At 53.6% G+C, this 22019-nt stretch carries 24 protein-coding genes; 10 read left to right on the top strand and 14 right to left on the bottom strand.

Annotated features, from left to right (window positions below):
• Positions 1 to 170 precede the first annotated feature (170 nt).
• Together SQ11_RS11495 and SQ11_RS11490 are read left to right on the top strand one after the other, a co-directional pair.
• Positions 171 to 3386, top strand: a complete 3216-nt coding sequence (locus tag SQ11_RS11495) for a hypothetical protein (protein WP_052494221.1) — start codon at positions 171 to 173, stop codon at positions 3384 to 3386.
• A gap of 138 nt (positions 3387 to 3524) precedes the next feature.
• Positions 3525 to 4718 carry a hypothetical protein gene (locus SQ11_RS11490; RefSeq protein ID WP_041514315.1) on the top strand — a complete coding sequence of 398 codons (1194 nt, stop codon included), beginning with the start codon at positions 3525 to 3527 and terminating at the stop codon, positions 4716 to 4718.
• A 190-nt stretch (positions 4719 to 4908) separates the two neighbouring features.
• Here the strand turns inward: SQ11_RS11490 and SQ11_RS11485 are convergent, their stop codons facing one another.
• From SQ11_RS11485 to SQ11_RS11470, 4 genes are all read right to left on the bottom strand, one after another.
• A complete protein-coding gene (locus tag SQ11_RS11485; protein WP_041514314.1) occupies positions 4909 to 5517 on the bottom strand; it encodes a hypothetical protein in 609 nt (202 codons plus the stop codon).
• 266 nt (positions 5518 to 5783) lie between these two features.
• Positions 5784 to 6281: a hypothetical protein gene (locus SQ11_RS11480; RefSeq protein ID WP_041514313.1), complete on the bottom strand. Its 498-nt coding sequence runs from the start codon at positions 6279 to 6281 to the stop codon at positions 5784 to 5786.
• 3 nt (positions 6282 to 6284) lie between these two features.
• Positions 6285 to 6950 (bottom strand): polysaccharide deacetylase family protein, encoded by a 666-nt coding sequence (locus SQ11_RS11475; RefSeq protein WP_232297984.1) that lies wholly within the window; start codon positions 6948 to 6950, stop codon positions 6285 to 6287.
• A gap of 151 nt (positions 6951 to 7101) precedes the next feature.
• Complete coding sequence (locus SQ11_RS11470) at positions 7102 to 8373, bottom strand: NAD(P)/FAD-dependent oxidoreductase (RefSeq protein WP_041514311.1); 1272 nt, start codon at positions 8371 to 8373, stop codon at positions 7102 to 7104.
• Positions 8374 to 8393: 20 nt separating this feature from the next.
• Between SQ11_RS11470 and SQ11_RS11465 the strand changes: the two genes are divergently transcribed.
• A complete protein-coding gene (locus tag SQ11_RS11465; protein WP_041514310.1) occupies positions 8394 to 8681 on the top strand; it encodes a hypothetical protein in 288 nt (95 codons plus the stop codon).
• Positions 8682 to 8794: 113 nt separating this feature from the next.
• Here the strand turns inward: SQ11_RS11465 and SQ11_RS11460 are convergent, their stop codons facing one another.
• Positions 8795 to 9805 (bottom strand): NAD(P)-dependent alcohol dehydrogenase, encoded by a 1011-nt coding sequence (locus SQ11_RS11460; RefSeq protein WP_041514309.1) that lies wholly within the window; start codon positions 9803 to 9805, stop codon positions 8795 to 8797.
• Between the two features lie 198 nt (positions 9806 to 10003).
• On the opposite strand from SQ11_RS11460, the gene SQ11_RS11455 reads away from it, so the two are divergent.
• On the top strand, positions 10004 to 10324 hold the full coding sequence (locus SQ11_RS11455; protein WP_041514308.1) for a hypothetical protein: 321 nt from the start codon (positions 10004 to 10006) through the stop codon (positions 10322 to 10324).
• A gap of 62 nt (positions 10325 to 10386) precedes the next feature.
• Here the strand turns inward: SQ11_RS11455 and nhaA are convergent, their stop codons facing one another.
• The 3 genes from nhaA to SQ11_RS11440 form a co-directional block, all read right to left on the bottom strand.
• The gene (gene nhaA, locus SQ11_RS11450) at positions 10387 to 12231 is read right to left on the bottom strand and encodes a Na+/H+ antiporter NhaA (protein WP_041514307.1); all 1845 of its coding nucleotides are present in this window, start codon (positions 12229 to 12231) and stop codon (positions 10387 to 10389) included.
• A gap of 111 nt (positions 12232 to 12342) precedes the next feature.
• Positions 12343 to 12657, bottom strand: coding sequence for a hypothetical protein (locus SQ11_RS11445; protein ID WP_156972479.1), 315 nt, complete (start codon positions 12655 to 12657; stop codon positions 12343 to 12345).
• Positions 12658 to 12860: 203 nt separating this feature from the next.
• Positions 12861 to 13127 (bottom strand): hypothetical protein, encoded by a 267-nt coding sequence (locus tag SQ11_RS11440; RefSeq protein WP_041514305.1) that lies wholly within the window; start codon positions 13125 to 13127, stop codon positions 12861 to 12863.
• Between the two features lie 329 nt (positions 13128 to 13456).
• On the opposite strand from SQ11_RS11440, the gene SQ11_RS11435 reads away from it, so the two are divergent.
• Positions 13457 to 14380, top strand: a complete 924-nt coding sequence (locus SQ11_RS11435) for a mechanosensitive ion channel family protein (protein WP_041514304.1) — start codon at positions 13457 to 13459, stop codon at positions 14378 to 14380.
• Positions 14381 to 14464: 84 nt separating this feature from the next.
• Here SQ11_RS11435 and SQ11_RS11430 read toward each other — a convergent pair whose 3' ends face one another.
• Positions 14465 to 15370: a phage tail protein gene (locus SQ11_RS11430; protein ID WP_041514303.1), complete on the bottom strand. Its 906-nt coding sequence runs from the start codon at positions 15368 to 15370 to the stop codon at positions 14465 to 14467.
• 332 nt (positions 15371 to 15702) lie between these two features.
• On the opposite strand from SQ11_RS11430, the gene SQ11_RS11420 reads away from it, so the two are divergent.
• The 5 genes from SQ11_RS11420 (at position 15703) to SQ11_RS11400 (ending at position 19371) form a co-directional block, all read left to right on the top strand.
• Positions 15703 to 15921 carry a hypothetical protein gene (locus SQ11_RS11420; protein WP_041514301.1) on the top strand — a complete coding sequence of 73 codons (219 nt, stop codon included), beginning with the start codon at positions 15703 to 15705 and terminating at the stop codon, positions 15919 to 15921.
• Positions 15922 to 16004: 83 nt separating this feature from the next.
• Positions 16005 to 16304 (top strand): hypothetical protein, encoded by a 300-nt coding sequence (locus SQ11_RS11415; protein WP_041514300.1) that lies wholly within the window; start codon positions 16005 to 16007, stop codon positions 16302 to 16304.
• Positions 16305 to 16708: 404 nt separating this feature from the next.
• A complete protein-coding gene (locus SQ11_RS11410) occupies positions 16709 to 17842 on the top strand; it encodes a PEP-CTERM sorting domain-containing protein (protein ID WP_084226852.1) in 1134 nt (377 codons plus the stop codon).
• Positions 17843 to 18165: 323 nt separating this feature from the next.
• Positions 18166 to 18720 carry an acyloxyacyl hydrolase gene (locus tag SQ11_RS11405; protein ID WP_041514298.1) on the top strand — a complete coding sequence of 185 codons (555 nt, stop codon included), beginning with the start codon at positions 18166 to 18168 and terminating at the stop codon, positions 18718 to 18720.
• A 123-nt stretch (positions 18721 to 18843) separates the two neighbouring features.
• The gene (locus tag SQ11_RS11400) at positions 18844 to 19371 is read left to right on the top strand and encodes a DUF4142 domain-containing protein (RefSeq protein WP_041514297.1); all 528 of its coding nucleotides are present in this window, start codon (positions 18844 to 18846) and stop codon (positions 19369 to 19371) included.
• Positions 19372 to 19640: 269 nt separating this feature from the next.
• On the opposite strand, the gene SQ11_RS11395 is transcribed toward SQ11_RS11400, so the two are convergent.
• From SQ11_RS11395 to SQ11_RS11375, 5 genes are all read right to left on the bottom strand, one after another.
• Positions 19641 to 19874 (bottom strand): hypothetical protein, encoded by a 234-nt coding sequence (locus SQ11_RS11395; protein WP_041514296.1) that lies wholly within the window; start codon positions 19872 to 19874, stop codon positions 19641 to 19643.
• Between the two features lie 319 nt (positions 19875 to 20193).
• Positions 20194 to 20526, bottom strand: a complete 333-nt coding sequence (locus SQ11_RS11390; protein ID WP_041514295.1) for a hypothetical protein — start codon at positions 20524 to 20526, stop codon at positions 20194 to 20196.
• A 59-nt stretch (positions 20527 to 20585) separates the two neighbouring features.
• Positions 20586 to 20816 carry a hypothetical protein gene (locus tag SQ11_RS11385; protein WP_041514294.1) on the bottom strand — a complete coding sequence of 77 codons (231 nt, stop codon included), beginning with the start codon at positions 20814 to 20816 and terminating at the stop codon, positions 20586 to 20588.
• A complete protein-coding gene (locus tag SQ11_RS11380; RefSeq protein ID WP_232297983.1) occupies positions 20813 to 21178 on the bottom strand; it encodes a hypothetical protein in 366 nt (121 codons plus the stop codon). The genes SQ11_RS11385 and SQ11_RS11380 overlap by 4 nt, the downstream gene beginning before the upstream one ends.
• Positions 21179 to 21287: 109 nt before the next feature.
• Positions 21288 to 21830, bottom strand: a complete 543-nt coding sequence (locus SQ11_RS11375) for a helix-turn-helix domain-containing protein (protein WP_041514293.1) — start codon at positions 21828 to 21830, stop codon at positions 21288 to 21290.
• Positions 21831 to 22019 lie beyond the last annotated feature (189 nt).

The raw sequence follows: 22019 nt of genomic DNA, 5'->3' as shown, positions 1-22019 counted from the left end.
ATGGTGAGACTGCATATGAAAAGGCAAGTTATTGCAGGTCGGATCAGCGCAGCGTAATCCGACGCAAGCCTATGTTATAGGCATTGAAGTGCTTTTACCGCTATTCATGTTATAAGTAATGTCGGCGCACCATCATACGCGTGCGTGGCCCTGCCAAAAAAACCTATTATATGGCGGAACAACAAGACGAAAAATCCAAACTGCCGCTCGCCGGGATCTTCGCGGTGGTGGCGATCATAAGCAGTTTCCTCATCTATGAGGGAATTTCGCTGAGAACCTCCCGGCCTATCGACAAGGAAGCGGCAAGCAAAGTATTCTTGGAGGAGGGCCTGGTGCAGGCGCGTCTATGGCAGGACCCCTTCGAAGCCGTCGAAACGCACCGGCTCCAGGAAGCGAAACAGCCGAAACGTCCGGGGTTGAAAGACGATCCGCATACACTGAATAACCTGATCAAGGTCATCAAGAAATCCGGCATCTCATCCGGTTTGCGCATATTGCCCGTGTTTGTGGATGGAAGCCCCTATGTCAGTAGTGTCGAGTCCCGGCTCAAGGACCGCTACGCCATGGTTTCGGCGCTCGGTGCGGCGGGTTATGTGCCCGAATCCGGCGAACACATCCGGTTATTCAAGTGGGAGCAGGAAAAAACGCTGGAGACCGATGCATCTTCCCTGCTGGTCCCAGTCGAGCTGTTCATCCCGAAGGCGAAACTTCGGAATACGGAGGTTGGCAAGCACGTTCTGGTCGTATGGCTCAAAGACCAGGATTTCGTGCGGCTGGATAATCTGCTGGCCCATCTCGATGAAGCGCTCGGCAAAAGCCTGCCGCAAATAGAGCCCGTATACAGTGTACTGGGACCACGAAGCTCCGCGACCTTGAGCGCCATGCTGAAGGAATTGCGCAACATGCAATCCAATCTGCTTGCGAAGCCGCTTTTCAGCACGTTAAAACATCTCAAACTCTTTTCCCCCTGGGTAACGGCGGAGGACACCTTTTTGCTGGATGATCTGCCCGGCCAGTCTGGCGCACCCGGCTTATCCGGTTCGTCCAGCGGCGGCCAGGAAATGAAAAGTACCGTGGAGCAGCTATTCAAGTACCCAAGAATCGAATTCATCAGGACGATCGCAACGGATGCCATGCTGGCGGAGTACCTTCTCCAGGAATTGAAGCGCCGCCAGGTTGATTTGAAGCCTTGCCCTGACAAGGATTGCAATCCAAAAATTGCGTTGATTTCGGAATGGGATACCCTTTATGGCCGTTCGCTTCCACGCACTTTTGCGGCGGTCGCGATGAATAACGGCTCCGGCAAGGCCGGCCCGGCACTGGAATCCGAAATCAATAAATTGCGCCGCGACGAATGGCCCGGCTGGATTACCCCGCACTCATACCTCGCGGGCCTGGATGGTGAATTGCCGACCAAAGAGGATGACAAAAAAACGGAGGGGATCCAGGCCAGGGTGAAGGCATGGTATGAAGGCAAGCTCCAGGATACTCCGCAGAACACGGGGCAGCGCCCCGAAGGCCGCAGTCAACTGGACTATCTCCTCAGGCTGGCGGCGGCTTTGAAACAGGAGGAGGTGCGAAGCGGACAGGAGTTCAAGGCAATCGGCGTGCTGGGCAGCGATGTCTATGACAAGCTTTTGATTCTGCAGGCGCTGCGACAGATATTCCCCCGCGCCATCTTTTTCACTACCGATCTTAACGCGAGATTGGCTTACCCTCCTCAGTGGCAATTTACCCGAAATCTCATTGTCGCATCGCACTTCGGACTGGAGCTCCAGCGAACGCTGCAAACACACATTCCTCCATTCCGCGATAACTACCAGACGTCGCTGTTTTATACCGCCTTATGGGCTTTGGAGCACTTCTCGGCAAGCGCGGATTGTCCGGATTGTTTCCAGTTGAGCACGATGGCGGGTAAGGAGCCGGAGCCGATGATATTTTCAGGGAATGCGGCGCCAAGATTGTATGAAATTGGACGGCATGGCGCCTTTGACATCAGTACCGGCGCCACCGACGATATCAGTACAAATGGCAACTCACAGGATTCGGATTACTTAAGCATTCATGCGCCGCGTCCGGATCTGGAGGCGGACTCCAGCGCCGGCCGAAATCTGAAATGGATAGCCGGGGCGGCCCTTGCGGCTATTGCGCTTGGCCTCGTCGCCATGCTGATCAGCAGTGCGGTGGCGGATGCCTGCCTCAAGCTTGCCTCGAACAGGTTGTTTTGGCTGGGGCTCGCCGTGGCCGGTGCGGCAACTTACGGCGTGGTGGCATGGGTGACCTCGATGATGCCGAATCCGGCGGAAAACGAGCCGTTCACGCTGACCGAGGGAATCAGCGCATGGCCGGCAGCGTCAATTTGCCTGCTCGCAATCGGGATGAGCGTGGCTTTCCTCAGCTATTCCTGGCGAAAGATGAAAGATAATGAGCGTATTCTCGCGCATGACTTCAATCTCAAAGACGAAGACGCCAAGCCAGCGGATAAACTGGACTGCGAACCCCCCGGTTTATCCACGTGGTCGCCTCGCCGCAGCGTGGGAATACACGCCTGGCGGCCACAAGAAGCTGATCATGTCCATGCCGCGCATCTTTGGCAGGAATACGCGGTACTCGGCCAATTGGGGAATCTCGCCATGCGATGCACGCCGCAGGTGGCGCTTGCGCTGTTTTTTGCATTCCTGATGACGGTCCTTTTCGGTTTTCCCAACACGCCCTGCCGAGGCGAAGGCTGCTTTGAGATTAACGATGCCATCATAATCCTGAGCGTGATCATCATGCTGATCCTGATATTCTATGTGATAGACGCGACACGTCTGTGCCGCAGATGGGTTGATTGTGTTGCCATAAAAAGAATCCAGTGGGCCCATGGCAGGTTTACAAAAATAGCCAGGGAACGCGGGCAAGGCACAAGCGCGGGCATGGACAAAGAAAATCTGGATGAATGGCTCGGCATTGAATTGATTGCCGAGCGAACAAAGGTTATCGGCAATTTCATCTATTTTCCCTTTGTCATCATGTTTCTTCTGGCAATGGCCCGCCACAACTACTTCGACCATTGGGGTTTTCCGGCCACGCTTGGCATCATTTTCACCGTCAATGCGGCACTTCTCTTTGTCAACGCCATGGCATTGCGGCATTCCGCCGAAATGGCCAAACAAGAGGCCATCAAGCGGCTGGAAAAGAAGCTTATTGAAATACCGGATCAAGCAGCGGATGAGGAATCGCAAAAGGAAGAGATCGAGTGGACACTGGAGGCGATCAGGGACAATCAAAAGGGCGCCTTTCTGCCGTTCACAAAGCATCCGGTATTCGGTGCCGCGATAGCGCTGCCCTCGGGGGGGTATGGCCTTATTCTCTTGTTCGAGTATCTGGCGACGGCATTCTGAGGAACCGGAAAGCCTGATACCGCATAGGAAAGACCTGTCGAATGGCGCTTCCTTGCATTAAACGGGGTTGTAACCTATGTTGCATAATAAGCCTGGAAATTGGCGGCGACCGGTTTTCTATGCAGACGAGGATGAGTCATGCTCAAGTCAAAATATATATCCGCCCTTGCCTTTCTTCTGATCGCGGCGCCGCTTTACGCGCAAGACTCACCGCAGCCCGCTGGCGTTACCGCAACCGGAGCGGCGCAGGCCGGATCGGCCGCGCGGAATCCGGAAATGTCATCGTCCCGCTTCGATGGCATCGTCATTCAAGCGGAACCCTTGGAGGTAAAGTCGGTGAGTGGAGAGGTGCGGACGTTTCTTCCTCCCGATCAACAGGGCCCGGCCTACTTCACCCAGCCTAAGCCTGGCGATCTGGTTTCGCTGACTTACGAACCCACGCCCAAAGGCGATAGACTTAAAAATGAAATCACGATTATCGGCGCGACCATTATCGGCACCATCAAGGAGATCGCCGCCGATATGTCGTGGCTCATTGTCAGGACCCGGAACCTGGATAAGCCCGAGAACGAAGTCAATGTTCCGCTCCAGACAAGCACCCAGTTCCAGCCGCTTGTATCAGCCATGCGTCCCGGTGACGGCATCATGGCCACCTATGTGCGCAGCGGCGGCATGAATGCGACGGATGGCACCAACTCCGTGAAATCCCTCGAATGGCAGAGTAAATCGGTGGGTCGCGCCGCACGCTGGTGGTCGCTCCTCGGCGCCATGGCGGCGCTTTTCGCTATGGCCTACGTTTTCACCAAAGGCCATCCGACAGCACTTTTCCTGGGCGCGGACAATCGCTATAGCAGTTCCAAGTTTCAGACCCTGCTCTGGTTCTCGCTCGTCATCAGTGCTTATATCGCCATTGTATTCCACCGCATCTTTGCGGCTGGCTGGAGCTATGTAGGCGGGGTGGATATCCCGCCGAACCTGCTCATTCTCTCGGGAATCAGCGTGCTCACTTTTACGGCCGCCAAAGCCATCACCGTGGGTAAGGTCGAAAAAGCCACCGCGGAGGGCAGAACAGACATGAAAGTCAGCGCCGATGCCCCCAAGGTTCTGGATCTTGTCACCGACGATTCCAATCACACCGACCTGGGCGACTTTCAGATGGTGGCGATCACCATCCTGGCGGTGATTATCTATGCGATCTCAGCGGTTGAGTTTATGGATCACATCGAATTCCGCCGCGTGGTCACAATGCCGGATGTCGATGCAACCCTGCTTTCCATATTCGGACTCGGCCAGGCTGCCTATCTGGGCAAGAAAGCGGCGGGAGGGGACTAGCGCGGATATTTCGCCAGCAAAGGCGGGCGGCGCTAACTAGAACTCAACAATCTTCCACATGCCATCATTCACGACCGGTTCCGATAATTTTTGGGCCGGTCAGGGGGAATATCCACACTATCAGCCTGACTCTGCCAGAATAGCAAAACCTCGACCCTTTTCGGCAATACCGCTCAGGTAGCGCGACGCGTCAGGTTTTGGCACATTGCGTACCGTAGGGAGTGCGATCGGAGCCTGCCCATGATTGCGCCGCCGGTGCGGTTGCTCTGATCTCCGCAGCCTGCTTCGCGGCAGTTTCAGCATTCTTCGGTCGCCCGGCTCCGGAAAGGGCCAACGCATAATCGTCAAGTACGGCAACGTAGAAGTCGGGCGCTTTTTTGGCGGCGATTTCGGGCTCCAATTCGGTTAAGACACCTTCAAAGTAAGTGACAGCTTCAGTGTATTTTTTTTGAACAAGATTGAGGCGCCCTAACTCTGTCAGCGAGATATAAAATACCCCTCCGCTTTTCTTGTCCAGGTCGTGAGCAGCCGTAAGTTCTTGCTCCGCCTCCTTAAAATGGCACGTTACGCCGAGGGAGCGACCATATTCATAATGGAGAACAGCCCTGAAGCGGGGGCTGGTCTGGGCCAGATTGGCATCGGTGAACGAACGAGCGTAAATTTTGCGCGCTGCGTCCCAGTCTCCCCGGTCCCGGGCGGCGGCGGCCGCCTGCATGTTGTCGCCCGCTGATTTTTCATTGACGGAAGCGCAACCCGCCAAGCTGAGTAAGATAATGATGCCTGGAACTAATCGCTTCATGTATTTCTCCCTGATCTAACGATGCTGGATAAGAATAATCTGATTATTGATGGTACAAAGGGAAGCTTCAGGTCCTCCGTTCCGTCAATCATCATAGCATTAAATGCCGATCAGATTTAATTGTGCCGGGTCAATTTACGCAATCGCGCCCAGCAGGAAATATCGCCCGGAAATGGAATAACAGAATTCCCGCTACCCGGCAATCTTGCTAAGGGCTTGGCAATGCAATCGTCCGGCATTCTCCTGCGCGAGCGTCCATCGATATGTCATGGTGATTTCCGGGTCTCGCACTTGCCGGTGTCCAGCGTCAGTCCCTTATTTCCGTAGCCCCAGACAGCGGTAAAGCCATCGACTTTTTTGCCAAAGATATCACGGGTAGGGTTGGCGCGGATCGTCAAGGAAACAATGACGGATTCATTACCAAGATGCAAGGCGGGTTTCAATTTGCCGGTCGCGGTGAGCGTTCCGGCAGCCTCATCTTTTAATACCACCGCAGTCGCTGCATAGCAGTTCGTCCACAGGCACGCCGAGAGTTCGTTGTTTTTGGTGTTGTAAATGAATGACTCGGCATGCTGGAAGCTATCGGTTACCCTTTCGCACCGGCCGCTTATACATTCATACTGGGTGTCAGGCGTGCAATGATATTCTCTGTGTCCCTCCGCAAACGCCATCGCCGGGCTCCACAACAATGCAAATAGCGGCACGAATCCACATGGAACACCGACCCGCACCCGCCAGCCTAATGCCGATGATGCCGCTACCATCAATCATGGTTCCGCGATGGTGAAGCCCCATTCCTCCAGCTGAGAGATAAAGGAGGGCAGATCCCTGGCCGTCGCCGGCTGCACATGCATGAGTATATTGAAGGAAACCTTGCGCCACTGCTGCGTGAACTGCGCATCGATATTTCTTATCTTTTCGGGTCCCAGTCCTTTTGGTGCTTTCCAGTCCTCGGTATCGATATCCCAGGTCACAATGGCGAGTGACAGGTCATCGGCAACTTCAACCAGTTCCGGGTCGAGATTCCCACGAAAGCCTCCCGCCCCGTATGGCGGCCGGATTTTCGTGGGCGTCACTCCCGTGACATTGGCGATGATATTCTGGGTATCTTCCAGCTCCAATCGCACGTTCTGCTCGGTCGCCCTCGCGAGATCCGGATGGCTCCAAGAATGATTCTGGATATCATGTCCCTCGCGGACAATCATCCTCGCCGCATCGGGATACTGTTTCACCTCGCTGCCGAGAACATAAAACTCCGCCCTGATTTCATTCGTCTTCAACGTTTGCAGGATGCTCTCCAGTGCGCTCACCGGCGCCGGGCCGTCATCAAACGATAGAACTACCGATTTCCCATCACCAACCATTTTTCCCCCGGATAAAATGACGATCGAACCTCGACTCGCGCACCCGTATCCGCCATTGCCATCTTCCAAACCTGATTCCTTTTGCTACTTTCAATATAGAACATTTTTTGGAAAGATGCAGAAAGCGTCGACGAGTCCGAATTGCGCCATAATACAACGGGAAATATTGCACGAAATCATGCTGCATCATCCGAATTGCCAAAAAAAGGCATGCCCACGACTACTCTTTTCGCACCCGGTTTGCTCTGATAATCATTCTCAAGGACTGATCTCTTGTAAAAAAAGCCACTGCCCAATTAGCCATCGTCATGAGTCTATTGCGGTAAGTAATCAAGGAAAAAAGATGGACAAAGAGCCACGTTACCCACGCCACGAATCCATTGAAGTGGATTCCCGGATCAGGGAGATCCGCCACTGCTTTGCTTCTTCCGATAATCGCAAGCGACCCTTTGTCATGATAGATAAACGGTTTTAATGGCTTGTCATGCAGTGAGGCGATAAAATTGTCAGCCAGGTTTTTACCCTGCTGAAGCGCCACTTGCGCCAGCTGGGGGTGTCCCTGGGGAAAGTCCTTATCGGAAGTCAGTAAGCAGGTATCGCCGATAGCATAGATATTCCGCGTTCCAGCCACTTTATTATATTCATCCGCAGATAAGCGGTTGCCCCGTCCATAGCTTTCCGGCGGCATGCCCTCGAATACCCTTGCGGTAACGCCCGCGGTCCAGAACAGGATTTTAGTTTGAATGGTTTCCCCATCCGCAAAGATCACCGTATCGTTTATATAATCCTTTACCTGCGCGTTCAAGCGCACTTTTACGCCCATTTTCATTAATGTGTCATAAGTATATTTTTGTGATCGCCCGCTCATTGACGTCAATAACGCGGATGCGCCATCCACCAGGTAGATATGTGCTTTATGGCCTGCCAATTCTGGGTAATCCTTCCGCAGGATACTTTTGCGCATCTCCGCCAGCATGCCCGCGATCTCGACACCGGTGGGCCCGCCGCCGGCGATTACGACAGTAGTGAGTATCCTCTTTTCGACTTCATCCGTCGTAAGGGTGGCCTCTTCCATTTTTTGCAGAACGTAATTTCGTATTTCTATGGCGTCATCCACCGTTTTCATGGGAAGTGCGGCCTTGCGAATATTTTCCATGCCGAAGTAATTGATTTCGGTGCCGGTGGCAAGAACGAGGTAATCGTAAGCCAATTCCCCGGTGGACAGGAGTACTTTGTTTTTTTCGGGAATAACCTTTTGCAGGCTGCCCAAACGGAAGCTTATGTTCTTCTTGTCATGAAACAGCTTACGAAAAGGGTAGCAGATATTGGATACATCCAGAAAACCCGTGGATACTTGATACAGAAGCGGAGGAAAGAAATTGTAATTATTCATATCGACGAGCGTGACATGAAAACCAGCCTCATTGGCCAGATGCTTTACCAAGTTTATTCCGGCAAAACCACCTCCGATGACGACTATTTCTTTTCTCATTTTCTTCTTTATGGAGAAAAATGATTATCCTAAATCCGGTAGTTGAACGGGTGAGGTACGCGGTTTTTGGGGTGCGGGGCAAGGCGCAACGACGCGGAATGGTGCGACCGCGCAGGGCGGAGCAGTGCTTTCCGCAGGAAGGTGTGACCCCGCAGCGGGATGCGGGTGCCTCGGAACGCGGTCGCGGCATCCCCTGCGCTGCCCGATCCCCACTTCGCGGGGCCCCTCGCGCCACGCTCCGGGGCGCGCCATTCCAAGAAGTTGCAACGCAGCCATGTGCCGCAAAAACTTTGCAATTCACCCCGTAGCAGCCTCACCCGGAAGGTGAGAGTCAAGTAATACGAAATATTGATATTACGCATAACACTGATCTATTAAATGAGCGGTCAACTGCCGGATTTAGGATTATGGACGTTCAGGTTCAAATATCGAGGCATATCTTGCCGAAATGCCGGTTGGTTTCCTGATAGCGGAATGCCTGGACGATTTCCTCCAGCATGAAGTGACGATCAATTATCGGCCGCAGCCCGGTGGCGTCGATTGCACGAATCATATCCATCTGATGGTGCCGGCTGCCAACGACCAACCCCTGGAGGCGCAATTGCCGTGTCAGGGCCGAAAGCAACGGCAGTGTTGCGGTCACACCGGAGAGAATGCCGATCACCGCGACGTGTCCGCCGATACGTGCCGCCACCAGGGATTGTGCCAGCGTAGACGGTCCGCCTACTTCAATGACATGATCGACACCGCGTCCTCCAGTCAATCGGCGTACCGAATCGCCCCAGTTTTCATCTTTACGGTAGTTGATAAGATGATCCGCACCCAGCGCCTCAAGCCGGGCGAGCTTCTCGTCGCTCGACGATGTGGCGATTACTGTCGCGCCCGCCATTCTGGCGAATTGCAACGCGAATATCGAAACGCCGCCGGTTCCCTGAACCAGCACGGTTTCGCCAGGTTTCAATGGGCCGTCCACCATCAGCGCCCGCCAGGCCGTCAATCCCGCGCAGGTAAGTGTCGCCGCCTCTGCGTGGCTATAACCCTTCGGTGCCCGAGTGAATGCAGTTGCCGGCATGGTTACCTGCTGGCGCGCGAAGCCATCGATGCCATCGCCCGGAACGGTCTCCATACTCTCAATCTCAGGTTCGCCGTCCAGCCAGGTGGGAAAAAAAGTGCTGACGACATGATCGCCTATCGCAAAGCCGGTCACGCCGCCACCCACCGCGATGACTTCTCCAGCGCCATCCGACATGGGAATGCGAGGGACCGGCGGCGCCCACATGCCGCTGACCACCGCGTAATCGTGATAGTTGAGCGAACTCGCCCGGATCCGGACCGTAATCTCACCGGCTTGTGGCGTTGATGAATCGCACGTGCCCAGCGTCACACGATCCAATCCGCCGCCCGGCTGCACGTACATTGCCTTGATAGTCATGATTTTCCTCTTTGCGGAAATGTGAAAGGGATGATCCGGGTTGAACCGGGATGGCTGTTTAGTGTATATACTCCGCCTGTATAAATATTACCACTCCATTGGAGAGGTGCGAGGTCCTTGCGAGGCTTAGCTTTTGGGTGAGACCGCTACCGGATTCAGGGTTAAATCATCTTTTTTGAGGAACGAGGAAACAAATTCATGGAGTCAAAACCCATCACCAATACAGACAATATAATAAATTCCAGGGATCTATTAACGCGTATCAATTGGCTCAAGCAGGAATTGAACTACCGGTTTTCCGAAGAATATTCGGAGGAATTGAAAGCGCTGAATGCATTTGAGAGAAATATCGATCCCGTTGCCTCATTCTCGACATACGCGCCCGGCACGGATTTGATTCGCGACAGCTACTTCGAAGACTACATAAAATCGACGGGAGGGCAGGATACAACAGATATGTCCAGGGCGGCATTCAACCCCGTCGATTTCAATGGCGTGATTTACTGGCTGCGTCAGTGATGCTGGATTGTCGGGTTACGCTGCGCTAACCCGACCTACATCCCGCGTGGTCGCATCAGGATTTAGGTTGAATTGGAACCGGACCTGGCATTCCACAATACTGCGGTCCCAATGATCGCCGATACCATGGAGCCCGCGAAGATCGCAATTTTGACGGCGGCGAAATCGGCTTCCGCCTCAAAGGCCTGGCTCGCTATGAAAAGCGACATGGTGAAGCCGATACCCGCCAGGGCTCCCGCACCGCCCAGTTGACGCCAGGAGTATGCCAAAGGTTTGGTGGCGATGCCCAGCCGGACGGCCAGCGCCGCCGCGGCGACGAACCCAAGCGGTTTGCCGACCACCAGCGCGACCGCGGTACCGGCCATGAGCGCCATCTGGCCGCCGAGCGCACCGATCTCTACCGCCACACCGGCATTGACCAGTGCGAAGAGGGGCAGGACTACGTAGCTCGATCTCGGCGCAACGTGACGCAGCATGCGCTCAGCCGGGGATTCCAGCCGGTCATGGATGGCGTCCAACGCTTCCAGCGAGGGTTCGGACGGCCCATGGCGCATGACTTCCTGGCCCCGCTTGGTTTCCGCCGTCAGAATCGCATCGGCTTGCAGCATCAGCGCCCTGAGGTTGGGCGGCGGGCGAGTCGGAATAAAGAGCGCGAGAATGACGCCCGCCAGGGTCGCATGGATCCCGCTGGCATGTACACAGGCCCAGAGGCCGATTCCCAGAAATACATAAGGTGAAGCGCGATAGATGCCGCTGCGGTTGATCAGCGCCAGCAATCCCGTGATAGCCGCGGCACCGGCGAGATAATTGCCGTGCAGCGCATCGGTATAAAAGATCGCCACGACGATAATGGCACCAATATCGTCGACAATCGCGGCCGCGGTCAGAAAAACCCGCAGTTCGACCGGTACCCGCCTGCCCATCATGGCAATCAGCGCGACCGCGAATGCGGTGTCCGTCGCCATCGGCACGCCCCATCCCAGCGACCACGCGCCTTCTGGCCCTCCCGGCACCAGTAGCAGATATACCAGCGCCGGCATCACCATGCCGCCAATGGCCGCCGCGACCGGTAACATCGCGGATTGACGGCTGGCGAGATGGCCTACCGTGAATTCCCGCTTGATTTCCAGGCCGACCACCAGAAAAAAAATGACCAGCAGTCCGTCATTTATCCAATGGCGCAGCGAGAGATCAAATGATGCGCTGCCAAAGGCGATTCCAAAGGGCTGGTCCCAGAATTCATTAAAGTCCGGACCGAAGGTGGAATTACTCAGCGCAATGGCAATCGCGGTCGTCAGCAGCAGAAGAATACCGGTCGACGGCGCCCATTTGGCGAAATCCAGCGCGGCCGCGTGGACGACATGACCCAGGGATCCAAGCATCGCCTCGGAAAGCGAGTTGGCGTCCCAGGGGCCGTCGTAGCGGCGGCCATTGATGAAAAATGTAGGTGTGACGATGACGCCACTGGCGTCGGCGCTCTCCATATCCGCATCCACACGTGCTTTTGCGCCCAGCGTACCCTCTTCGTTCCGAGGCGCGTTTTTCTCTTCAAGAATCTGGTCGGCGGCGATAGTGTGCAGGTCGTCCACGGTCAGCGTGGCGGCGTGGGTCATCAGCGAGACATGCACGTGCCAGAAGCGTGCCGGGTCGCTGTATGATTCCACCAGTTCGGCGGCGCGGCGGGCGATATCACTGCCGGGCAGCGGCCGATGGCGGAAGACGTAGCGTAAGCGATTGCCGAAGCGATTGCGCATTTCAGCAACACGCTCGTGGGCGGCGCGGGAGGAGGGATCCGCATAGCTGCCGTATTCGACTAGTGTGATCTCGGCATCGGATGGCCCCAATATATGGTCATATGCCTCGTCGACAGGCCGGTCAAGCCGATTGGCGGGGGTTTCGGGCGTCATTTATTCCATAGTGCGTTTATCCTACATCCGGCAGTTGACCGCGCTCAGTCCCCGTTCGATTCCGCGTTGACAATCGACGCGGTGTTCCAAGCAGTGCGTATTATTTCCGGCTCAGAGAAGTTTCAAGGTTCGTGGAAAACGGCTATCCACCCATTCCCAGACATCCGGGGGCAAATATCCCGCCACTGCCACAGCAACTTCCGTGAGAAGAAATTGAAAACTATCGCTCCCGTAATTTCCAAGGGTGCTTACCAGCTGTTCGGGGCCGACATTCGTCTCAAAGACAATGGCGCATACATGCTCGCCTGATGTCACGATCCGCCAATCGCTGCCGGACAGGGCTTCAACTTCATCGCGGATATGCCGTATCGTTACCGCATATTCCTTTAGATAGGGGTAGCAAAACGTAAGCTGATAAATGGCCATGATCTTTTGTGGAGAAGTAAACAAATGTGTGGAACACAGCTAAATACTTTAAGCTGTGCTCCCTGCATAGTGTACCCCACGCAAGGTGGCTGTATCATTAAACCTATCTGTGGCAGGCTTGCCTAGCGGCTTTTACATGAAATAGAAAGTCCCTACGAATCAGGGGATTGAACTCATACACGAGCATCAGTCGCCGCATAAGGCTAGTAGATGAGCAGGCCGGTTGGCAATGCGGTGGACTCGGCAGGTTCGAATTTTTGATTTTCAATCTGCGTGATTGCCCGCGATAGCGCGTCCCGGAGTTCCCGCGCCTGATCTGCGTGCATCACATACGGTCTGCCCGGGTCAGCGTCGGAGAGTTTCTGTCGATCATGAGAAAGAAACGGAAAGCGCACGGAAAGAACGCCGTCAACCGGTACTGTTTTTATTTCCCATCCCGTAATAGGGAACAGAAAAAGATCGTTATCCATGAGAGAACTCCACTAAAAAAGTTTACCAGCCCTCAGTTTATCAAAGAGACATTCGCGGCTTCGTTAGCTAGCGCACATAGATGCGAGTCTTTATGCTGGATAATGCAATTACATCTTCCTCACCCCCCACCGATCCGAATAACCTGCCCGCAAGTTTTTAACCCAGAGAATCATCAAGTTTCCGGCATATTTGCAGCCGCCGGCTATCAAAGAACCCTGCCAGTTGGGTCAATAATGCTCGGGAAGGATTTATTCAGTTTTTTCAATAATGTATACAAAATGTAAGGGGCAGAGGGATTTTCGTGGACTGATAAATCAGGAGGGATAAAATGGATCTGATTGCCCGGTTTCTCAATCAATTCAATTGGCAAATACTGATGTTCGCAACGCTGCGAATCCTGCTTATCAGCATGGCGGCATGGATATTGCTGGCAGTCATCAAGTTGTTACTGGGCCGGCTGCAACAGTCGCTCATCAGCAGGGCCAGTGAGCAGGGAGAAATGGCGACTGAAGCCGCCAAGCGTATTGAAACGCTGATCCGGCTGCTACGCCAGGCGGTGGTGATTATTGTCTGGGTAATTGTAGGTCTGGTGATTTTGAGGGAATTGAATGTCGAGATAGCACCCATTCTCGCGAGCGCGGGTGTGGTCGGTCTCGCCGTCGGCTTTGGGGCGCAGAATCTGGTGCGTGATGTGATTTCGGGATTTTTCATGATCCTGGAAAACCAGATCAGGGTGGGTGATGTGGCCATCGTCAATGGTACCGGTGGCCTGGTGGAGCGGGTTAATTTCCGTACTATCGTTCTGCGTGATGAAGCGGGGACTGTGCATGTATTTCCCAATGGGACCATTACCACACTTGCGAATATGACCCAGGAGTGGTCGGCCTATGTGTTTGAGATCCGCGTCGCCTACAGGGAAGATGTGGATAAAGTCATGACCGTCATGCGCAATGTTGGCGCGGCATTACGTAAGGATGAGACGTTCGGCCCCTTAATGATGGAAGATATCGAGATATACGGTGTTGACAGCTTTCAGGATTCCGCGGTGGTCATCAAGGGACGTTTGCGTACCAGGCCGATCAAGCAATGGAATGTGGGGCGGGAATATCGACGCCGGCTTAAGCTTGCGTTTGAGCACGCGGATATCGAAATCCCTTTTCCTTATCATTCCATTTACTTTGGCGAGAGCGGCAACGTCTTGATGGCGGGGCTGATCAATCAGAGAAACGCCATGAAAGCGGACGAGCCGTGAAAGCAGCAGGATGAGTGGTGTAAGGAAATCCGTTATCTAGCCGTTGCAGAGCGTGGGCGCTGCAGGATGCCGGTTGTCTGGCAATCACACATTGAGGAGGTTAATACTCATCTTTTCGACATAAAGTTCGGCAACGTAGTGCGAGATCTTATCGACTCCTGCCTCGGGTTTTTCTACGGAAAGCGAGAAGATGCCGACTTGGCGCAAGTCGACCGAGCCCAGAACTTCCGAGTGGCTTGGATCGAGGAATTCGATCACCCCCGTCAATTCATTCTCCTGGCCATTTCGCCCCTTGACGATGAATTCATCGAACCAGGCCGCCCATGGTTTGATATCCGCCTCCGCAAATGTGACTTTAAGATTCGGGATCTCCAGCTTGGTGATTTCTTTTCCCGAGACACGGAAATCGCCGCTTGTTTCCAGCATGGCATGTTGCTTTATCGTGAAAGCGTCGATCTTGCTCACGCGCTCACAGGGGAGATCGCCCAGGCGCATGCGGAAGTTTGAACATAACCATTGCTTATTTCTGGTATTTATCACGCCAGCAAGCACGGATTTGTCACCGTCTTTGAAGGTAATCTCCTCGGGGTTGATCTTGATGGAAAAGAAAGCGCTATCCTTGCGGGTTGCATCCAGCCTGGGGATTGTGATTTCCGTGATAAGCGCGTTATCGAAGTGCCGGAATGCCGTAGCCTGGCAGTCGACGCTGCAAGCGACGACGTAGCCGCTTTTCCGGAGGTTTATCTGGTCGAGCGTGCCCATCACCCATTCACGCAGGCTTTTTCCCATGGATATGCCGGCGTGGAGGACGATGGGTTCAAATTTCAACGCCGCGATGTTTTTGCTGGGCAGGTCTCCAGAACCGGTACCGGTTCCGGCGGTTTCAATCTCTCCCTTGACGTTGCCGCCTTCAAAGTCTTTGAGGATTGTGGGGCCTCCATCCAGATAGAGTATGAAGTGGTCCGCGCCATAGAAGTGATGGGTAGTCATGATTTGCCTCCTTACCAAGGGATGATCGGTCGGTTCTTCTTGTTGAATAAAGAAATATTCAAACGACCTGCAGCAATATAAATTATGACCTTATTGAGGGTATTGAGTTTCTCCAGCCTGGCATTTTATGATCGGAAGCTGGAATTCGCTTGGAATTCTCGTATTGGCTGCACACCTCAGCAGACAGAATTGCCGTTTTGCGGCAGCTTGAAGGACGGAAAGATTTTGGATAAGATTGGGATTATTTCAGTCACTTCGATGAAGGCGCATCAGCCGATTAATTACGCCTATTGTTATTCGACAATTCAAGTCTGACTACTTCCAGAAATATCATGAGAAAAATCCTGTTCATCTTATTCTCCGCATTGCTTTCCAGCCAGGTTTTTGCGCGGAAAGAAGAACCTCGGGAATACCCTTGGGAGAAAGCCGCGAAACGTATCGAAGCGGATGATGCAAAAGCGGGGCGGTCTAAAAAAATAGAGCAGCCGGGCGAGACCGATGCCAAAAAACCCGAGAAAAAAGTAGACTCCGAAAATAAGAAGGGCAAATAGGTCAGTAACGCGTCCCGCCATTTATCCCCGCAAAGCCATAGTGCCTCTGCTCGTAAAAGCATGGGCTTATTCAGAGGCTCCCCATGGGCGCGTTGATCTTCTATATCGCAATCTATTTCATTGGCTACTATGCGGCACACCTGCTCAACCAGACGGTTGGCCGCATCCTGATCCGTAACCGCCGCATCGCAGGTGTTGTTCTCGTCCTGATCGTCAGCATGGGGCATGGTTATAAAATAATAAGCACGCCGCCGCCTCATGATCATGATGATGGGGCAGGGTATGCGCTTGGCTTATATGTCATCATGCCGGTGGCGATCATCGTGATGGGGGTTCTATATCTCATGTGGCAGGAGAGAAATGATGATGGCGACATATCATAGGCATGGTATGCCGGGCATCGGCTGTCAGGGTGGATTGAATGATATAAGTGCATTGCTGGATTACATTACATAAATCCGACCTGCAAAATAACACACCGATCCTGTACTTCGGTCCAATGGGCAATACGCTCAAACACTGTAAGATGCAACTTCGGGTGCCTACTCTTTCCTCCATAAGATAGCGGCCCGGCCCGGCCGTACTGACCCTGCGAGCCGGGCTTTTTTTATGATGGGCGAACTGTTCGCAGGAACCCCGGCATCTATGCTAACTCCCGGAAATACCCTGTTTTTTCATGCTGTACTTCAGTCCAATGGGCAATGCGCCGGGAATATGGAAGAATGAAATCATTGTTTGTGAACATCCCCCTAAAACTGCTCCTTTTACAACTTTGATAGGAAATGAAATGAGACTCGCACCCAGTACGTTAAACCAAAAGATCGTTTTTGCATTGGGCGCTCTGGCATTGATGCCGCAGCCGGCCAATGCCCTTCTGATCAGCACTTCTTCGGTAAGCTTTAGCAACTCCGCAAGCGTTTCCGATACCGAAGGCGGCGGCGCCAGCAAGAACAACGGCGCCAGTCTTGGGACCAGCGCCATCAGCCAGTTCAACTCGAACCAGGGCGTTCTCATGGGTGCCACCCTGGATCTCGCCTCGACCCGGACACAAAGTACCTGGGTTAAATCCACCGCTGGCGGCGGTACGGGTGCCAATAGCTCGGTTACCTCAAGCGGTAGCGGCAGCAGCACCGCCAGCGTCTCGGCGCCCGGTGTAAATGGGGCCTTTGCATCCGCCATCAGCAATAGCGATACATGCGCGGGCAAGCTTAAGGATGCCTGTGCCGGCAGCGCTACCACAAGTTCCGCGACCTCTACCAACCTGCATCAAGCGGTATCTTCCGCTAATCTTGATAGCTATGTTGGTACCGGTGACGTGACGCTGGCACGTACTGCTCCGGTACTGGAGGCGACGCAGGCAGCCGGCGTTTTTACCGGCACGGAAACTACGCAATACGACATCAACTGGGCGGGCAACGTCGGTGCCACCTATGATTATCTGCTGCATGCCGCGCCATCCTTCGATGGTTCCTCAACGATGTTAACCCTGAACCTGGACTTCGGTGTTTTTCATGTGGGCGACGCCGCTACCCTGGGATTCAGCCTCTTCAATATGGTTAATGCCGACCGGGTCGGCCTCGATCTCGACAGTATTTCCGGCAGCGGCGATATCAGCACGCTATTAACCGATTTAGGGGGATTCAGCGGCCTGGGCCAGGGTTCAAGCTACGACTGGCTGGCTACGCTGGACACCTCCTCAGCCGGGATTTTCAACGCCAGCTACACATTGGGCTTGTCAGATGCGGACGTCGGCGCGGCATCCAGCCGGGCTGCCTATAGCCTCATCCTGAACCTGACTGGGACGGTAAATGAGTTGCCGAATCCAGCAGCACAGGTCGGCGAGGTACCTGAGCCCACCACTTTTGCACTGCTTGGCCTTGGTTTGGCGGGTCTGGGTTTCAGCCGTCGCAAGAAATCGTAAAGCCTATCCATATGTGAGGGCAGGCCCGCTTCGGCGGGCTTTTTTTTACCTTGCCTCGCTATGGCGGGGTTCCTGTTGGCTAAACGACGTCGGATCACTACGCTAATCCGATCTACAAAACTTTGCCTGCTCGAGCAGGGCGGATCGCAAAGATTCACCCATGGTGGATTTAAAATTGCTTGACCACGCCATAGTACAGCCCTCACACTTCCTTGAGCTAATGCGGGAGATTTGCGAGAAGGTTAAGCCTTTAATATGAAACCGGCAGCTGATCATTCTTTCTATCTTGCCAACGGCCGGATTTTGATTCGAAGGATTTGATAATGCGCGTGCAAATTATCAAGATATGGGTTTTCAGCCTGGGTTGTCTTGCCCCATTCCATGGGCACGCAAATGAGTGGAAGGCATCAACATGGCTGCATGAGGTCAAGCTCGGCGTGCTTCACCACGACACCGGCTCTTTGTGGAGCGGCTTCCGTCGCGAAAGCGGCGCCGATTTCAATCTCGAGGCCATTTTCTCGCCACAATACAAAATCCTGGGCGGATTTATACGTCCCGCACTGGGGGGCTCGGTTAGTACCGCCGGGGATACGTCCAAACTGTATTCGGGCATCCGCTGGCAATACGATCACGCAAGCGGCATATTTCTCGGCGTTGGCTTCGGTGGCGCGGTCCACAATGGCAATCTCCATTTGCTGCACAATGACCGCAAGGCGCTCGGATCACGGGTTTTGTTCCACATTCCAATTGAAGTCGGCTATCGCGTCGGTGCCAGAAGTTCGTTATCCGTATATTTTGATCACGTTTCCAATGCTAATTTTGCCGATGCCAATGAAGGCATGGATTCCCTGGGCGGGCGATACGGCTACCGTTTTTAGGCGACGGGGTTCCATCCCCGCTGTGGGCTCAGAGTCGGCTAGTGATGTTCAAATTATAGATACCGGCTGAGATTGCTTTTCAAAGTCATTCGATAATCCCAAAATTCAAAATAGGAGTTTTCCATGAAAAAAATACTCATATTGATCCTCGCGATGATAACCTCGGGTTTTGCAGCCGCTGCTGAAATGGAAGCGCTTAGCGACGCGGAAATCGTGGGTATCGTCCTAGCCGTGAATCAGGCTGAAATCAATGGCGGCATTCTGGCTCAATCCACATCATCCCACCCCGATGTAAAAGCGTTCGGCCACCGCTTGACCGAAGAGCATAATGATTCCACCTCGCAATTCAATGACTGGGCGAATAAAACAAACATAACACCTCGAAGCAGTTCGATCAGCGAGACCTTGAAGGCTGATGAGGAGAAACATCTGGAGAGGCTAAAGAAGCTCCATGGCATATTATTTGATCTGGATTATATCAATCATGAAGTGGAATCCCACCAGCAGGTAATTAACTTATGGGACGGAAAGCTGATCCCTGGCACTAAAAATGAGGAGCTGAAGCGTTTGTTGAATCTGTGGCGGGCGAGCCTTGTCGGCCATTTTGAACAGGCCAAGCTGATCAAAACCTCGCTGGGCAGAAAGAAATAGCGGTGGTGTAGACGATATCGTGGTGGACTTCAGTCCAATAGCCGATCCGCCTGAAGCGTGTAAGATACGACCTGGGGCTCTTGCTCTTCATTAGAGTTGGAGTTCCAGCCCGGCACGCATTGACCCTGCGTGCCGGGCTTTTTCTTGGTTCTGCTTATGCTTGATGCCAGGTGAGTGTCAAGTATCATCAGTATACCAACTGATCCAGACAGTGTGTTTGGAGATACAGCATTTGTAGGTCGGATTAGCGCAGCGTAATCCGACGAGCGCTATTCATTCACCTCCTTCCACCTTGCCGCAGCCAGGCAGACCGCGGTGCGCAGGGTGGCGGCGCTGGTCTTGATATCGCTACAGTATAAGGTGAATCCGCCGGTATATTCCGGGGTTGGGCGGTTATAAACGGCTTGATCGCAGTATTCACCCAGCCAGTCGAGTATTTCGGTGTCGGTGAGGGAAAGGGGCGCCGGGCGGTGTTCAGTCCACAATTCAGCCCAGCGTCCCATGGTCAAGTCCTCAGCATGTTGATTACAAGTTTTAGGTGATTCCGGGCCCTTTCAAATCGGGCCGAGTTCCACGCCAGGCACGGCCTGGACATTTCTTTGCGCTTTTCCGTCGCCGACCGCTTGTCTTTCCATGCCACCGGGGGCTTATTGGATCGAGGCTATGCCGGTTCGGGCTGCACGTCTGTTTCGTGGTTTGTTGCCCGATGCCGCGATGGGATGCGACACCAGGCAAATATTACAAGTAATTCTTGTAATTGTCAAGAAAACTTGTACAGGGGCCTGGCTGCCATAAACGGTGGGGGGGTGGGGATGTGCGGCGTTACCGGGAGGGAATCCGTCTGAACGGGATATCGCCCGACTCCCGATGCTGCGCCCTGCCGGGACCATATTCGATCACCTTGTCATCTTTCAAAATTACCGAATAATCGACAATGTCATGAATGGAGCCGGAGAAAAAAGACCAAGCGCTGGTGCGCCGCTCAATATAGAGCAGGACTTCATACTCGCCGGCGCGCTGGTAGCCATCCGGATTGCCGGCGATTCTTACAACTTGATCTTTGGTGAGCCCCTCTCGCAACCCTGTCATCTTCCCTCCCATAATGCATGAGGAAAGTATCAATGTGCCAAGCAGGGCGAGGATGATGAGTTTCATAATTGACTCCAAAATGAATAAAGGTGCAAGGTTATGGATTGGATGGGAAGTTTCCGCTTCTATTCCGAAACGGGCAAGGATTCAAGTTCCTTGATAAGCAATGCCACTTCGGCGACTTCCGACAGTACCTCCTTCACCGCGCGCTCCAGCGTGTAACGCCGTTTCTCGGCATCGCGCAAATGCTCGGGAAATTGCTGGATGTATTGTTCCCGCCGGGTACGTGCTTTCTCAGAAATATGGAAAGCGAACAGCATATCCAGATTATCGTAGGGCTTGGGTACCATTTTCATCGCTGAGGATCGACTATCGCCGGAGGGTTGGTTGCGTAGGGATTATTGGCGCTATCGTTGCTATATGGACTTCCATACTGGCCATAGGGATTATTGATGGAATCAGGACTGTATTTGCTTCCATACTGTCCGTAAGGATTGCTGGTGGAATTGGGATCATAGGGATTGGCGCTGAGATTTCCCAGATATTTTCCGGTCTGCCGGTCCCTGAGCTGGGGCGTTTCCGCGCGTGCGTCATTATGCATGATTCCCGCCATCAAAATAGCGATAGCGGCGCCCATTGCAACGATGCCGAACTTCCTGGCAGATTGCCTCCGGGCGGCGCTGCTCGTTATTACACGTGAATAGCCATACATTTCCATTCTAAATGCCTCGCACTGATTTATCCACCTCTTCAATACACTCCGTTAATTTCTCCCGCGTCTGTCAAATTTCCGCCGATTTTGCTGATGTCTGTATTGCTGTCTTCTATCAGATTGCCGTCTTTCCCCGAGTCTTGACTCTCGAGGGCATCCGGCGCGGAGGAAATGCCGGAGGCGGGTGAGGCGCCAAATCCGGCTTGGGTAAAGGTTTCAGATCTATCAAGGCTTCTTCTGTTTTCTTCTCCGGTTTGGCGACAAGCGCTTGGCTTATCGTCACCAGGCGGGAGGCATCTTCATCCGACATGCGCCGCATCGCATCCACGACTTGCTTGATGAGCGCTTCCCTACCGGAAACAGGCGTTTCAGCGGCACGTTTGGGAGAGTTGTCCGAGTGAGCCTTGCCGGGTTTGTTTGGCGCCGGCGTTGTTTCCACCACTTCTTTCGGCTGCGCCACAGGCATTCCGAAATGCATCAGTGCGGGGGGTAGTTGGAGAACTTCCGCTATCTTATTCAGCCGTTTTCCACGGGGCTGCGTCGCACCGGATTCCCATTGCTGAACTGCCTGCGGGGTGACACCCACCCGCTCGGCCAATTGAGATTGGTTCAGGTTAAGCTTTTCACGCCCGTCGCGAATTATTTTCGCAATATTCATGCTTGCGCAATACCCAAAACGTCAAAAAAGATGTCTTTGCAACAATTTCTTGCATGATACAAGCAACGCTTGCAGTTGGATTACAAGAATCACTTGACATCTACAAGTTATTCTTGTAATAATGCTTTCCATCGCATTTCATGGCGAAAAATAGCCCCTCAATTATCGGTATCTGGGGAAAAAGGTGGG

This window comes from Nitrosospira sp. NpAV (genome assembly GCF_000832065.1).
Taxonomy (GTDB): domain Bacteria; phylum Pseudomonadota; class Gammaproteobacteria; order Burkholderiales; family Nitrosomonadaceae; genus Nitrosospira.
Note: the sequence above shows the minus strand (reverse complement) of the source record. Positions and strands in the feature narration are given on the sequence as shown.